We start from the raw sequence: 14,784 nt of genomic DNA, 5'->3' as shown, positions 1-14,784 counted from the left end.
GCCCCCTCCCCGCGGCGCCCGGCCACCCCCTTTTCGAACCGAAGACCGAAGGAGTCGGCGTGCCCAGGAAGATGGCCAAGAAGATCCTCGTGATCCTGTCGGAGCACGGCTACTGGGGCGAGGAACTCGTCGGGCCCCTGTACCACTTCGACCAGCGGGGCTACCAGGTGGAGTTCGCCACCCCGACCGGCAAGCGCGCACACGCCCTGCCGCCGTCGATGCAACCCGAGTACATCGACCCGCCGCTCGGCCGCTCGGTCACCACCGAGGAGGTCGCCAAGCTCACCCGGGAGATCGACGGCTCCACCCGCCTGGACGACCCGATCGACATCTCCAGCTGGATCCCGGAGCGCCCCTACACCGCGGACGACGACTACCTGCGCAAACTGGAGGCCTACCACCGGGCCGCCGACGTGGTGGCCCAGGAACTCGAGGATTACGACGCCCTGCTCATCGTCGGCGGCTCGGGCCCGATCGTGGACCTGGCCAACAACGAGCGGGTCCACCAGATCATCCTGGCCTTCCTGCGCGCCGGCAAGCCGATCGCGGCCGAGTGCTACGGCGTCGCGCCGCTGGCCTTCGCCCGCGACTGGGAGGACCGCAGGTCCATCATCTGGGGCAAGCACGTCACCGGCCACTGCAAGGAGTACGACTACAAGGACGGGACCGGATTCCTCGGCACCGACTTCGTGATCGGCCCGCCCCCGTACCCGCTGGAATACATCCTGCGCGACGCCACCGGACCCGAGGGCCGCTACATCGGGAACTTCGGCAAGGAAACCTCGGTCATCGTCGACTACCCGTTCATCACCGGGCGTTCGACGCCCGACTCCTACCTGACCGGAGAAAAGGTCGTCGAGGTTCTCGAGGACGGCCTGCGCCGCTTCGGATGGTAATTCCGCGGCAACGACCGAGAAACCGAGAGAAGGCAGACATGGCCAGGCAGGGCAATGCGGCGATCATCGAGCAGTTCATCGCCGACAAAATTCCCTTCATGTTCGGCAACCCCGGGACGGTCGAGCAGGGATTCCTGGACGCACTGCAGGACTATGACGACCTCCAGTACATCCTGACCCTGCAGGAGACCGTCGCGGTCGGCATCGCCGACGGCTACGCCCGCGCCACGGGCCGGCCCGCGCTCCTGCAACTGCACAGCGGGGTCGGCCTCGGCAACGCCATCGGCATGCTGTACCAGGCCAAGCGCGGCCACTCGCCGATCCTGACGATCGCGGGGGAGTCGGGCGTCCAGTACGAGTCCATGGACGCCCAGATGGCCGCCGACCTGGTCGCCATGGCCAAGCCCGTGACCAAGTACGCGACACGGGTCACCGACCCGCGCTCGGTGCTGCGGGTGCTGCGCCGGGCGATGAAGCTGGCGATGACACCCCCGATGGGCCCGGTCTTCGTCGCGCTCCCTCTCGACGTCCTCGACGCGCTCAACACCGAGCGGATCGTGCCGACGGCCGCCCCCTGCACCCGCACCGCCCCCACCGAGGCGCTCGTGGCGCAGGCGGCCAGACTGCTGACCGGCGCCGAGAGGCCGCTCGTCCTGGTGGGCGACGGCGTCTCGGCGTCCGGCGCCCAGGAGGAACTGGTACGGGTGGCCGAGCAGCTGGGCGCCGACATCCACGGCGTCAACTACTCCGAGGTGAACCTGGACGTCACCCACCCCCTCTACCGCGGGGACCTGGGCCACATGTTCGGCGCCGTCAGCACCGCCGCCGTCAAGGACGCCGACGCCGTCCTGATCGTCGGCACCTACACCTTCCCCGAGGTCTTCCCCGACACCGGCGACCCGTTCCGCGAGGACGCCCGGATCGTCCACATCGACCTCGACGACTACGAGATCGCCAAGAACCACCCCGTCACCCTCGGCCTGGTCGCCGACCCCAAGGAGACGCTGTCCGCGCTCGGCGCCCAGCTGGAACGCCACCTGTCCGCACGCGACAAGGCGGCCGCGGCCGACCGCCTGCGCACCCGCCGCGGCGAGCGGCCCACCCGGACACCGGACGACGGATCGCTGCTGCACGCCTTCCTGCGCGAACTCGCAGCCCAGCTCCCCGACGACGTGATGGTCTTCGACGAGGCCCTCACCGCATCGCCCGCCCTCGCCGCCCACCTGCCGGGCCGCCGGCCGGGCCACTGGTTCTCCACCCGCGGCGGCTCGCTCGGCGTCGGCATCCCTGGGGCGATGGGCGTCAAACTGGCCCACCCGGACAAGACCGTCATCGGCTTCACCGGCGACGGCGGCTCCATGTACACCATCCAGGCGCTCTACACCGCCGTACGGCACGGCATCGGCGCCAAGTTCGTCGTCTGCAACAACCGCGGCTACAGACTGCTCGACCACAACATCGAGCAGTACTGGCGCGAACGGGACGTCGCCCCGCACGCCTACCCGACACCGTTCGACCTCTCCCACCCCGACCTGGACTTCGCCCGGATCGCCGGCGGGTTCGGCGTCGACGCCCTGCGCGTCGACGACCACGGCCAGACCGCCGACGCGGTCAAGCGGATGCTCGCCGACGACAAGCCGTTCCTCATCGACCTGCGCACCACCGAAGGGGCAGACCGTGGCTGACGTACCGTCCCGTGACGGGGCGCTCACCGGGCGGAAGATCGCGATCCTGACGGAGAGCGACTTCTACGAACCCGAGATCGCCTACTACCAGCGCCGGTTCGCCGAGGACGGCGCGCAGGTCGACCTCGTCACCCGCCTGTGGGGCAACAAGTCGATCACCTTCACCGGCCACGAGCACCGCGCACCGCTGACAGTGACCCGCAGCCTGGAAGACCTCGACGACAGACGGCTGCGCGAGTACAGCGCACTGATCGTGCCCTCCGGCATGGTCGCCGACCGGCTGCGCTACACCGAGGACATCGAACAGCTCGCGCCGGCCACCGACCTGCTGCGCCGCGCCTTCGCCCGCCCGGGCGTGGTCAAGGGCATCATCTGCCACGGCATGTGGCTGGCCTCGTCGATCCCGTACGCCGTGCGCGGACGCAAGGTGGTCTGCCACAACAACCTGCTCGGCGACGTGCGCAACATGGGCGCCCACTACGTCGACCAGGACGTCGTCGTCGACGGGGACCTGGTGACCGCCCGCACCGGGGACCACTGCCATCTCTTCGCCAGGACCATCATCGACGAACTCGTACTGCGAGGGATGTGACCTCATGCCAGAAAGCGTCAGGAACGTCGACTTCACCTTCTCGGACACCATCGCGGGACGGGTGTCCGGCTTCGACAGCCAGGCCCGCGTCTTCTCCCTGGTCACCGCCGACGGCCGGTCCTTCGACATCAGCCTCGACGGCGGCCCGAGCGCGGAACTGCTGCACAACCTCGGCGAGCCCTACCAGGACGCCACCAGCCACATCGACGAGCTGCTCACCCAGGGCACCTTCGTCCTCGCCCACGGCGTCTTCTACCCCCACAGCCGCACGCTGCGCTTCGAGGCCAAGCGGCTGATCTTCGTCGGGCGCCACCCCGACGACTTCCGCTTCGAGGAAACCGGCTGGTGGATCCGCCAGATCCAACAGATCGCCGGCTTCTACCGCAAGGCCCAGTTCGGCGACGGCCCCGTCGACTTCGCCGACTACCGCACCGAGATCCGTCTCGGCGGCGACAAGACCGCCAGCCACGTCCAGGAGACGGACACCATCTCCCGGCTCGTCTACGGCATGGCCTCCGCCTTCCTGCTCACCGGCGACGACGAGTACCTGGAGGTCGCCGAGCGCGGCACCGAGTACCTGCGCGAGCACATGCGGTTCGTGGACACCGACGAGAACGTCGTGTACTGGTACCACGGCCTCAAGGTCGACGGCGACGTCGAGACGAAGCTGTTCACCTCCGAGTTCTCCGACGACTACGACGCCCTGCCCGCCTACGAGCAGATCTACGCGCTCGCCGGCCCCGTACAGACCTACCGGATCACCGGCGACCCGCGGATCAAGGCGGACGCCGACGCCACCATCCGGCTCTTCGACCGCTTCTACCTCGACCCCGAGCAGGGCGGCTACTTCTCGCACATCGACCCGATCCTGCTCAGCCCGCACCACTCCTCCCTCGGCCCCAACCAGTCCCGCAAGAACTGGAACTCCGTCGGCGACCACGCCCCCGCCTACCTGATCAACCTGTACCTGGCCACCGGCGAGCAGAAATACGCCGACATGCTGCAGTACACCTTCGACACCATCGTGGAGCGCTTCCCCGACCCGAAGAACAGCCCGTTCGTGCAGGAACGATTCCACAAGGACTGGTCGCCCGACACCACGCACGGCTGGCAGCAGAACCGCGCGGTCGTCGGCCACAACCTGAAGATCGCCTGGAACCTGATGCGCATGAACTCCCTGCGCCCCAAGGACGCCTACCTCCAGACAGCCGTCCTTCTGGGCGAGACCATGCCCGAGGTCGGCGGCGACCGCCAGCGCGGCGGATGGTACGACGTCGTGGAACGCGTCAAGGTGGACGGCGAGGAGCGGTTCCGCTTCGCCTGGCACGACCGCAAGGCATGGTGGCAGCAGGAGCAGGCCATCCTCGCCTACCTGATCCTGCACGGCGTCACCGCACGGGCGGACTTCCGCACCGAGGCACGCGACGCCCAGTCCTTCTACAACGCCTTCTTCCTCGACCACGACGAGGGCGCCGTCTACTTCAACACCACGGCCGGCGGCCTGCCCTACCTGCTGGGCGCGGAGCGCCTCAAGGGCAGCCACTCGATGTCGATGTACCACTCGGCCGAGCTGTGCTACCTGGCCGCCGTCTACAACAACCTGCTCGCGGGCGGCAAACCGATGGACTTCTGGTTCAAACCCGACCCCGCCCTGATCGCCGACCGCGTCCTGCGGGTCGCCCCCGACCTGCTGCCGGCCGGCGCCGTGCGCATCGCGGCGGTGACGATCGACGGCGTGGAGCACACCGATTTCAACGCGCACGCCCTGACCGTCCGGCTGCCCGACACCTCGGGCCGCGTCAAGGTCAGGGTCCGCCTCGAAGCCGACTCCCGCCCGGAGGTGAGGGGATGACCGTCAAGGTCAGCACACAGGTGCTCGCCACAGCCACCGTCGTCGCCCTGGAAGGCGAGATCAACTCCACCACCTCCGGCCAACTGCAGTCCCAGCTACTGCCGTTCATCGGCCCGGACTCGGTCGTCCTGATCGACCTCACCCACATCTCCTACATCTCCAGCGCCGGCCTGCGCACCCTGCTCATCGTGCACCGCCACGCCCAGCAGGTGGACGCGGAGATCACCCTGGTCGGCCTCTCCGAGGAGGTCTCGTTCGTCATGTCCGCCACCGGCTTCCTGGACTTCTTCCGGGTCGCCGAGGACCTGGACGCCGAACTGGAACGTGCGGGCCGATGAGCACCCAGGACATCCGGGAGCGCATCGACGCCTTCCCGACCCACACCATCGGCCCCTACCGGGCCAGGGCGGGCCGCCCCTTCCCCTACGGCGCCACCCCGGTACCCGGCGGCGTCAACTTCTCGGTCTACTCCGACGGCGCCACCTCGATGAGCCTGGTGCTCTTCGAACGCGGCGCCACCCACCCCAGCGCCGAACTGGAGTTCCCACCGGAGTTCCGCACCGGCAGCGTGTACGCCATGACGGTCTTCGGGCTCGACGCGGAGAACCTGGAGTACGGCTTCCGCGCCGACGGCCCCCACGACCCCGGGCGCGGCGACCGCTTCGACCGCACCACGATCCTCAGCGACCCCTACGCCCGGCTGATCTCCGGACGCGAGGTGTGGGGCCGCGAACGCGACCGGGACAACGTCTACCACTACCGCGCGCAACTGCTCAACGACGACTTCGACTGGGGCGGCGACCGGCCGCCGCGGATCCCCGCCGAGGACCTCGTGATCTACGAGACGCACGTGCGCGGCTTCACCCGCCACCCCTCCTCGCAGGTCACGGCGCCCGGCACCTACGCCGGCATGCGGGAGAAGATCCCCTACCTGCGCGAACTCGGCGTCAACTGCGTGGAACTGCTGCCCGTGTTCGAATTCGACGAACTGGACAACCCGCGCTCCGACCCGGCGACCGGCAGGCGCCTGTACAACTACTGGGGCTACAACACCGTCTCGTTCTTCGCCCCCAAGGCCGGCTACGCCGCCACCGGCCCCTTCGGCATGCAGGCCGACGAGTTCAAGACCCTGGTCAAGGAACTGCACAGGGCCGGCATCGAGGTCGTCCTCGACGTGGTCTTCAACCACACCGCCGAGGGCAACGAACAGGGCCCGACCATCTCCTTCCGCGGCCTCGACAACGCCACCTACTACATGCTCACCCCCCGCGGCGAGTACTACAACTTCAGCGGCACCGGCAACACCGTCAACTGCAACCACCCCGTGGTACGGGACTTCGTGCTCTCCTGCCTGCGCCACTGGGTCGCCGAGTACCACATCGACGGATTCCGCTTCGACCTCGCCGCCATCCTCGACCGGGCCCCGGACGGCACCCCGCTGCCCAACCCACCGCTGCTCGAACAGCTCGCGCACGACCCGATCCTGCGGCACACCAAGCTGATCGCCGAGGCCTGGGACGCGGCCGGCCTCTACCAGGTGGGCAACTTCCCCAACTACGGCCGCTGGTCGGAGTGGAACGGCAAGTACCGCGACACCGTCCGGCGCTTCGTCAAGGGCGAGCCGGGCCTGGTCGGCGAACTGGCGACCCGCATGGCCGGCTCACCCGACCTGTACCAGGGCCGCACCTCCTCCGCCTCGGTCAACTTCATCACCGCCCACGACGGATTCACCCTGGCCGACCTGGTCTCCTACAACGACAAGCACAACGAGGCCAACGGCGAGGACAACAACGACGGCGCCAACGACAACAACAGCTGGAACTGCGGGGAGGAGGGACCCAGCGCCTCGGCGCACGTCCGCGAGCTGCGGACGCGGCAGATGAAGAACCTGCTGACCATCCTGCTCACCAGCCAGGGCATCCCGATGATCCTGGCCGGCGACGAGGCCGGCCGCACCCAGCTCGGCAACAACAACACCTACTGCCAGGACAACGAACTGTCCTGGTTCGACTGGACACTCACCGACACCAACGCCGAACTGCTGGACTTCACCCGCAAACTGATCGCCTTCCGCCACGCCCACCCCGTCCTGCGCACCAGCGACCACCCCACCGGCACCGACCGGGTCGGCAGCGGCTACCCCGACGTCAGCTGGCACGGCGTCAGCGCCTGGTCCCCCGACTGGGCCGCCCACGGCCGGGTGCTCGCGATGATGCGCTGCGGCAGGCACGCCAAGGGCGGCAGCGTGAGCGACGACCACGTCTACGTCGCGGTCAACGCGCACTGGGAGGACCACGACCTGGAACTGCCCGCCCTGCCCGAACCCCAGCGCTGGCACCTGTTCGCCGACACCGGCACCGCCGCCCACCCGGTCGGCGGCGAGCCGGAACTGCAGCACCCCGGGCGCTACCACCTGGGAGCCCACCGCGCGGTCGTCCTCGTGGGCCGCCCGGCCCACCGGACAACCGCCTGACCTGCGAAGGAGAACCATCATGGCTTTCGACGTGCGGCTGAGGATCAACGACAAGGTCGCCACCATCGAACTCGCCGGGGAACTGGACGCCTCGACGGCGGGCGAGTTCCACGACACCGTCGGCCAGGCGGCCGGCTCCGGCGCGGTGGAACTGGTCATCCGCGCCGAACAGCTCGGCTACCTCTCCAGCGCGGGCCTGCGCTCCCTGGTCTTCGCCCGCCAGAAGATGGGCGACGGGGTGCGCATCGCCGTCGTGGGCGCCTGCGAACCGGTGGCCCGGACCATCCGGCTCGCCGGCTTCGACCACAGCATCGATCTCGTGGACGCCTGAAAGGACCGACCGAGATGACGTTCGACTTCGAGGCCGCAGGGCCGGCGGGCGTCGCCCAGACACCGGAGTGCGGCACAGCCGGCGCCCTGCGCGTCCCCGCGACGGTCGACTCGCTCGAGCCGGTGTCCGACTTCGTCCTGGTCCTCGGCCGACAGGCCCGCCTGCCGCAGAGCTCCCTGTACCGCTTCCGCCTCGCGGCCGACGAACTGGCCACCAACATCGTCCTGCACGGATACCGCGGCGAACCCGGCGAGATCGCCGTGGACGGCGGCATCGACCCGGACGAGGTATGGGTCCGCTTCCAGGACGACGCCCCGGCGTTCGACCCCAGACAGGGCATGCGGGCACCCGCGCTCGACGTGCCGCTCGCGCAGCGGGAGATCGGCGGCCTGGGAGTCTTCCTGGCGTTCACGGCGGTGGACACCTTCGAGTACGAGCTCGTCGCGGGGCGCAACGTCAGCACCCTCGTGATGCGCCGGCCGGCAGCCAAGTAGACGAGGCGGAGATGGCGCAGACCACAGTCCTGATACTGGATGAACGACGCACCGCCCCCGAGCAGCTGGCCAAGGCACTGGCCGCCGTGGGCGCCGAGGCGCACACCTGCACCCCGGGCGACGTGCTGGCCGCCTCCCGCGGCCGGATGCCGGCGGTGACCGCACTCCTCGCCGACGCGACACTGTCACCACACACCGTCAGATCGGTGGCCCGACGGCTGGCGGACGAGGGACAGCAGCCCACCGTGGTGGCCTACGCCGAGCACGACCTGCACCTCCTCGACGGCCACGTCCGCGCGGGCTCGGACTACCTGCTGCCACCCTTCCACCCCGTCCTGGTGGAGGCGCGGCTGCGCGACTGCCACCAGCACGCCGCACTCAACCAGAACATCGAGGAGGTCGCCGCCCACGCCGAACTGCTCAGCTACGAAAGGGAACTGGAAATAGGCCGGGAGATCCAGCTCGGGTTCCTGCCGGACTCGCTGCCCAGCCCCGACGGCTGGGACATCCGGGTGCGCTTCAGACCCGCCCGGACCGTGGCCGGCGACTTCTACGACGTCTTCGAACTGGTCAACCGCCGCCGCCTCGCCCTCGTCGTGGCCGACGTGTGCGACAAGGGCGTCGGCGCGGCCCTGTTCATGGCACTCATCCGCTCACTGCTGCGGCACACCGCGGAACAGAGCGGCCTGCAGAACCTCATCGCCGCGGACCTGATGGCGCAGGACCCCGCCGGCGCCGAACACACCCGGGCCATCCCGGTCGTCGGCGCCACCCCCCTGCTCAACGCGGTCGTGGGCACCAACAGCTACCTGACCCGCAACCACATGAAACAGGGCTACTTCGCCACCATGTTCTTCGGCGTCCTGGACCCGGCCACCGGCAACCTCGTCTACATCAACGGCGGCCACAACCCGCCCGTCCTGATGAGCGGCAGCGGCGCCGAACCGGTACTGCTCCAGCCCACCGGACCGGTCGTGGGCGTCATGCCCGACTGCACCTTCTCGCTCGGCTACACACAGATCAGCCCCGGCGACACCCTGTTCATCTACACCGACGGGGTCACCGAGGCCCGCTCCGCGACCGGCCGCTTCTTCGGCGAGGACCTCCTCATCGAGCAGCTGACCGAAGCGACCGCACGCGGCCAGGAACTCCTCGACCACATGGACGGCGCACTCAGCGACTTCGTCGGCCCGGCCGAACAGTCCGACGACATCACGATGCTGGCCGTGCACCGGCAGGCACCGGCCGGGGCCACCGACTGAAACCCCCCACCGGCCGCCCCCCCCCGACAACCGTCAGGCGGAGAACATGTCGCAGATCATCACGGTGCACTCCTACCGAGGGGGCACCGGCAAATCCAGCACGGCCGCCAACCTCGGCCTGCTGCTGGCCTCCTCGGGCCTGCGGGTCGCCCTGGTGGACACCGACATCCAGACCCCCGCGCTGGACGTGATGTTCGCCGACGCGACGATCCCCGCCCGGCGGTCGCTCACCGACTACCTCATCGGCCGCTGCGAGATCGAGGAAGCCGCCTACGCCGTCGACCAGAGCGCCGGACACGACGGCTTCTTCCTCGTCCCCGCCCGCAGCCAGACCACGGGCGTCAACGAGATCATGGGCTGCGGCTACGACGTGGGCCTGCTGCGCGAGGGCTTCGACCGGCTCATCGACACCCTGGCCCTCGACGCACTGCTGCTCGACACCCACGCCGGCTTCAACAACGAGACCGTCACCGCGATGGCCAGCTCCGACGCCCTCGTCGTCGTCACCCGCGCCGACCGCCTCGACCTCGCCGGCGCCCGGGAGACCACCGCCCTGGCCGGCCGGCTCGGCTTCGGCGCCATGAGCATCGCCGTGAACATGGCCCCCGACGGCGCCGTGGGCGACCGGCTGCTCGCCGAAGTGGAAAGCGCCTACAACACCCGCATCACCACCGTCCTGCCGTACGCCCCCGAAATGGCACAACTCGCCGGGGAACGAGTGTTCTCCACGGCCTACCCGCACCACCCCCTGGTGACGGGATACCGCCGGATCATCTCCGAGGTCAGCAACGGCACCACCGCGATCCGACGCTGAAAGGCACCCACCGGCCGCCACGCACCGCCCGCACCAGCGCACACCCCCCATCCAGCGACCCCACCCCGGCCCGAGGAGGCACGAGCCCCATGGAGGGCAAGCCCATGCAGCGCCACGCGACCCGCCCGGCCGCCGCAGCCGCACCGCCGCCCGGCGGCCCGGCGGCCCGAGCCGGATCCGCACCCCGCCAGGGCCGCATCCCCATCGTGGACGTCACACCCCGGATCGACGGCGGCCACACCCCCGCCCGCGCCGTCCCCGGCGAGGAGTTCGCCGTCTGCGCCACCGTCTTTTGCGAAGGACACGACGCCGTCGCCGCCGACGTCGTGCTCACCGACCCCCACGGCCGCACCGGCGACCCCGTCCCCATGCGCCTGGTGGCCCCCGGCACCGACCGCTACACCGCCTGGATCCGTGCCGCGGCAGAAGGCGACTGGACCTACCACGTGCAAGCCTGGAGCGACCCCTGGGCGACCTGGCGGCACGCCGCCGAAATCAAGATCCCGGCCGGCATCGACACCGAACTGGTCCTCCAGGAGGGCGCGGCGATCCTCACCGAGGCCGCCGGCCCGCTCCCGCCCGGCCAGGCGGCACCGCTGACCGACGCGGCCGGGCTGCTGCGCGACACGCGCCTGGACCCGCAAGAGCGCCTCACCGCCGCCACCACCGCCCCCGTGACCGCCGCGCTCACCGCCCACCCACTGCGCAGGCTCCTCACCCGCTCACCCGAACTCCCCCTGCGGGTGGACCGGGAACGCGCCCTGTACGGCGCCTGGTACGAGTTCTTCCCCCGCTCCGAAGGAGCCGCCCTCCCCACGGCCGCGGACAACGGGACCCGGCCACCGCGCCCGGGCACCCTGCGCACCGCCGCCAAACGCCTCGAGGCCGTCGCCGACATGGGCTTCGACGTCGTCTACCTGCCCCCCATCCACCCGATCGGCACCACCCACCGCAAGGGCGCCGGCAACACCCTCGAAGCGGGACCGCACGACCCCGGCTCCCCCTGGGCCATCGGCTCGGCCGAGGGCGGACACGACACGGTCCACCCCGACCTGGGCACCCTCGACGACTTCGACCACTTCGTGGCACGCGCCGGCGAACTGGGCCTCGAAATCGCCCTCGACTTCGCCCTCCAGTGCTCCCCCGACCACCCCTGGGTCACCGAACACCCCGAGTGGTTCCACCACCGCCCCGACGGCTCCATCGCCCACGCCGAAAACCCGCCCAAGAAGTACCAGGACATCTACCCCATCGACTTCGACACCGACCCGGACGGACTGCACACCGAGTGCCTGCGCGTGCTGCGCCACTGGATGGACCACGGCGTGCGCATCTTCCGCGTCGACAACCCCCACACCAAACCCGTCGCCTTCTGGCAGCGGCTGATCGACACCATCCACGCCGACGACCCCGACGTCCTCTTCCTCGCCGAGGCCTTCACCCGCCCCGCCATGCTGCACGCCCTGGCACGCGTGGGCTTCCACCAGTCCTACACCTACTTCACCTGGCGCAACTCCAAGGAGGAAGTCGAAAGCTACCTCTGCGAACTCGCCGGCCTCGGCGGCCAGGAAAGCGCGGCCTACCTGCGGCCCAACCTCTTCGTCAACACCCCCGACATCCTCAACGCCTACCTCCAGTACGGCGGCAGAGCGGCCTTCGCCGCCCGCGCCGTGCTCGCCGCGACCGCGGCACCCACCTGGGGCGTGTACGCCGGCTACGAACTGTACGAGAACGTACCCACGGGACCGGGCAGCGAGGAGTACCTGAACTCCGAGAAGTACCAGCTGCGCCCCCGCGACTGGGCCGGCGCCGAGACCGCGGGCAACTCCCTGGCCCCGCTGATCCGCGCCCTCAACAACATCCGGCGCGCCCACCCCGCCCTGCACCAGCTGCGCAACCTGCGCTTCCACCGCACCGACAACGACGCGGTGACCTGCTACTCCAAGCGGACCGCCGACGGCGACTGGGTCCTCGTCGTGCTCAACCTCGACCCGCACGACACCCGCGAGGCCACGGTCACCCTCGACCTGCCCGCACTCGGCATCGACCGCTCGGAGACCTTCGCGGTGCACGACGCCCTGTCCGGCGAGGTCTACCGCTGGGGCCGCGACAACTACGTCCGCCTCGACCCCCGCCACCGCGTGGCCCACATACTCACGGACGGGACTTCGCAGTCGTGACCACCGCACAGCGCCCCACCGAGCCGGCCGCCACCGACCGCAAGCGGCTCGCCACCGGAGACCTCAGCGACCCGCACGCCCTGCTCGGCCCGCACCCGGACACCGAAGGCGTGACCGTCCGGGTGCTGCGGCCGCTCGCCGACCAGGTGTGGCTGACCACGCCGTCGGGCGAGGAACTGACACCTCTCACACACCAGGGCGAGGGCGTGTTCACCGGCCGGCTGCCCGGCCCGCAGGCGCCCGACTACCGTGTACGCGCCCACTACGGCACCCAGACGCACACCAGCGACGACCCCTACCGCTTCCCGCCCACCCTCGGCGAACTCGACCAGCACCTGATTCGCGAAGGCCGGCACGAGCAACTGTGGCGGGTCCTGGGCGCCCGGGTGCGCGAACACGGCGGCGGCCGGACCCCGGTCACCGGCACCGCGTTCGCCGTATGGGCCCCCAACGCCCGCGCCGTACGCCTGACCGGCGACTTCAACCACTGGGACGGCAGGGCCCACCCCATGCGCTCGCTCGGTGCCTGCGGGGTGTGGGAGCTGTTCGTCCCCGGCCTCGGCGAGGGCTGCCGCTACAAGTACGACATCCTCACCCCCGACGGCCGCTGGACCCAGAAGGCGGACCCCCTGGCCACCTCGGCCGAGGCGGCACCGGGCACGGCCTCCGTCGTCCACCGCTCCCGCCACATCTGGAACGACGGCGCCTGGATGGCCCGGCGCGCCCAGCGCACCGCGGACCGCTGCGCCATGAGCGTCTACGAAGTGCACCTGGCATCGTGGCGGCCGGGCCTGGACTACCGCGGACTCGCCACCGAACTGCCCGCCTACGTCAAGGCGCTGGGCTTCACCCACGTCGAGTTCATGCCGGTCGCCGAGCACCCCTTCGGCGGCTCCTGGGGCTACCAGGTGACCTCCTACTACGCCCCCGCGGCAGGCCTCGGCGGCCCCGACGACTTCCGGGCCCTGGTCGACGCCCTGCACCAGGCCGGCATCGGCGTCATCGTGGACTGGGTCCCGGCGCACTTCCCCAAGGACGAGTGGGCCCTGGCCCGCTTCGACGGCAGGCCGCTGTACGAGCACCCCGATCCGCGCCGCGGCGAGCACCCCGACTGGGGGACGCTGGTCTTCGACTACGGCCGCAACGAGGTGCGCAACTTCCTCGTCGCCAACGCCGTCTACTGGTGCGAGGAGTTCCACGTCGACGGCCTGCGCGTCGACGCCGTCGCCTCCATGCTCTACCTCGACTACTCCCGCCCCGACGGCGCCTGGCTGCCGAACGCCTACGGCGGCCGCGAGCACCTGGAAGCGGTCGAGTTCCTCCAGGAGATGAACGCCACCGTGCCCCGGCGCTGCCCCGGCGCCATCACCATCGCCGAGGAGTCCACCGCCTGGGACGGCGTCACCCGCCCCACCGACCACGGAGGCCTCGGCTTCACCTCGAAGTGGAACATGGGCTGGATGCACGACTCCCTGTCCTACATGGCGCAGGACCCCCTGTACCGCCAGTACCACCACCACGCCATGACCTTCCCGATGGTGTACGCCTACGCGGAGCAGTACACACTGCCCATCAGCCACGACGAAGTGGTGCACGGCAAGGGGTCGCTGCTGGCGAAGATGCCCGGCGACCGCTGGCAGCAACTGGCCAACCTGCGCGCCTACCTGGCTTTCATGTGGGCCTTCCCCGGCAAGCAACTGCTCTTCATGGGACAGGAGTTCGCACAGGACACCGAGTGGTCCCACGACCGGGGCCCGGACTGGTCCCTGCTGCGGCACGACGCGCACGGCGCCGTGCGCGACCTGGTCCGCGACCTCAACCGCACCTACCTCGGCGACCCGGCGCTGTGGAGCCTGGACGGCCGGCCGGAGGGCTTTTGCTGGATCGACGCGGACGCCGCCGAGGACAACGTCTACTCCTTCGTCCGCCGCGGCGAGGGCGGCGAGACACTGGTGTGCGTCTTCCACTTCCAGCCCACCGTCCGCCGCGACTTCCCCCTGGCACTGCCCGAACCGGGCCGGTGGACCGAGGTCCTCAACACGGACGCGGCCCACTACGGAGGCTCCGGGGCCACCAACCCCGCACCCGTGCACGCCGCCCCCGAACCCGCCCAGGGCCTGCCGGCCCGCGCCAGGGTGGTCCTGCCGCCGCTGGGCGGCGTGTGGTTCCGCAAGCAATGACACAGCCCGCAGCCCAAGGAGACAC

At 70.2% G+C, this 14,784-nt stretch carries 12 protein-coding genes; all 12 read left to right on the top strand.

Features of this window, described 5'->3' with window-relative positions:
* Positions 1-71: 71 nt before the first annotated feature.
* Entirely contained in the window at positions 72-896 is an 825-nt protein-coding gene (locus ACF061_RS15370) for a type 1 glutamine amidotransferase domain-containing protein (protein ID WP_392267612.1), read from the top strand.
* A gap of 38 nt (positions 897-934) precedes the next feature.
* The gene (locus tag ACF061_RS15365; protein ID WP_392267371.1) at positions 935-2,581 is read left to right on the top strand and encodes a thiamine pyrophosphate-binding protein; all 1,647 of its coding nucleotides are present in this window, start codon (positions 935-937) and stop codon (positions 2,579-2,581) included.
* On the top strand, positions 2,574-3,173 hold the full coding sequence (locus ACF061_RS15360) for a DJ-1/PfpI family protein (RefSeq protein ID WP_392267370.1): 600 nt from the start codon (positions 2,574-2,576) through the stop codon (positions 3,171-3,173). Before ACF061_RS15365 ends, ACF061_RS15360 begins: the two co-directional genes overlap by 8 nt.
* 4 nt (positions 3,174-3,177) lie before the next feature.
* Positions 3,178-5,025: an AGE family epimerase/isomerase gene (locus ACF061_RS15355; RefSeq protein ID WP_392267369.1), complete on the top strand. Its 1,848-nt coding sequence runs from the start codon at positions 3,178-3,180 to the stop codon at positions 5,023-5,025.
* Positions 5,022-5,363, top strand: a complete 342-nt coding sequence (locus ACF061_RS15350) for an STAS domain-containing protein (RefSeq protein WP_392267368.1) — start codon at positions 5,022-5,024, stop codon at positions 5,361-5,363. The genes ACF061_RS15355 and ACF061_RS15350 overlap by 4 nt, the downstream gene beginning before the upstream one ends.
* The gene (gene glgX, locus ACF061_RS15345; protein WP_392267367.1) at positions 5,360-7,498 is read left to right on the top strand and encodes a glycogen debranching protein GlgX; all 2,139 of its coding nucleotides are present in this window, start codon (positions 5,360-5,362) and stop codon (positions 7,496-7,498) included. Before ACF061_RS15350 ends, glgX begins: the two co-directional genes overlap by 4 nt.
* Before the next feature lie 19 nt (positions 7,499-7,517).
* Entirely contained in the window at positions 7,518-7,829 is a 312-nt protein-coding gene (locus tag ACF061_RS15340; protein WP_392267366.1) for an anti-sigma factor antagonist, read from the top strand.
* A 14-nt stretch (positions 7,830-7,843) separates the two neighbouring features.
* The gene (locus ACF061_RS15335; protein ID WP_392267365.1) at positions 7,844-8,323 is read left to right on the top strand and encodes an ATP-binding protein; all 480 of its coding nucleotides are present in this window, start codon (positions 7,844-7,846) and stop codon (positions 8,321-8,323) included.
* Between the two features lie 11 nt (positions 8,324-8,334).
* Positions 8,335-9,585: a PP2C family protein-serine/threonine phosphatase gene (locus ACF061_RS15330; protein WP_392267364.1), complete on the top strand. Its 1,251-nt coding sequence runs from the start codon at positions 8,335-8,337 to the stop codon at positions 9,583-9,585.
* A 46-nt stretch (positions 9,586-9,631) separates the two neighbouring features.
* Positions 9,632-10,399 carry an AAA family ATPase gene (locus ACF061_RS15325; RefSeq protein WP_392267363.1) on the top strand — a complete coding sequence of 256 codons (768 nt, stop codon included), beginning with the start codon at positions 9,632-9,634 and terminating at the stop codon, positions 10,397-10,399.
* An 89-nt stretch (positions 10,400-10,488) separates the two neighbouring features.
* Positions 10,489-12,579: a maltotransferase domain-containing protein gene (locus ACF061_RS15320; RefSeq protein WP_392267362.1), complete on the top strand. Its 2,091-nt coding sequence runs from the start codon at positions 10,489-10,491 to the stop codon at positions 12,577-12,579.
* Positions 12,576-14,759, top strand: coding sequence for a 1,4-alpha-glucan branching protein GlgB (glgB, locus tag ACF061_RS15315; protein WP_392267361.1), 2,184 nt, complete (start codon positions 12,576-12,578; stop codon positions 14,757-14,759). The genes ACF061_RS15320 and glgB overlap by 4 nt, the downstream gene beginning before the upstream one ends.
* The last annotated feature ends 25 nt before the right edge of the window (positions 14,760-14,784 follow it).

Origin of the sequence: Streptomyces sp. NPDC015220, assembly GCF_043079345.1 — a bacterium.
Classification (GTDB): Bacteria; Actinomycetota; Actinomycetes; order Streptomycetales; family Streptomycetaceae; genus Streptomyces.
Note: the sequence above shows the minus strand (reverse complement) of the source record. Positions and strands in the feature narration are given on the sequence as shown.

What these genes read in the sequence shown, in the direction of transcription:
- ACF061_RS15370 (WP_392267612.1), top strand. Translation starts at nt 72, where the DNA reads ATGGCCAAGAAGATCCTCGTGATCCTGTCGGAGCACGGCTACTGGGGC.
- ACF061_RS15365 (WP_392267371.1), top strand. Translation starts at nt 935, where the DNA reads ATGGCCAGGCAGGGCAATGCGGCGATCATCGAGCAGTTCATCGCCGAC.
- ACF061_RS15355 (WP_392267369.1), top strand. Translation starts at nt 3,178, where the DNA reads ATGCCAGAAAGCGTCAGGAACGTCGACTTCACCTTCTCGGACACCATC.
- ACF061_RS15350 (WP_392267368.1), top strand. Translation starts at nt 5,022, where the DNA reads ATGACCGTCAAGGTCAGCACACAGGTGCTCGCCACAGCCACCGTCGTC.
- glgX (WP_392267367.1), top strand. Translation starts at nt 5,360, where the DNA reads ATGAGCACCCAGGACATCCGGGAGCGCATCGACGCCTTCCCGACCCAC.
- ACF061_RS15340 (WP_392267366.1), top strand. Translation starts at nt 7,518, where the DNA reads ATGGCTTTCGACGTGCGGCTGAGGATCAACGACAAGGTCGCCACCATC.
- ACF061_RS15335 (WP_392267365.1), top strand. Translation starts at nt 7,844, where the DNA reads ATGACGTTCGACTTCGAGGCCGCAGGGCCGGCGGGCGTCGCCCAGACA.
- ACF061_RS15330 (WP_392267364.1), top strand. Translation starts at nt 8,335, where the DNA reads ATGGCGCAGACCACAGTCCTGATACTGGATGAACGACGCACCGCCCCC.
- ACF061_RS15325 (WP_392267363.1), top strand. Translation starts at nt 9,632, where the DNA reads ATGTCGCAGATCATCACGGTGCACTCCTACCGAGGGGGCACCGGCAAA.
- ACF061_RS15320 (WP_392267362.1), top strand. Translation starts at nt 10,489, where the DNA reads ATGGAGGGCAAGCCCATGCAGCGCCACGCGACCCGCCCGGCCGCCGCA.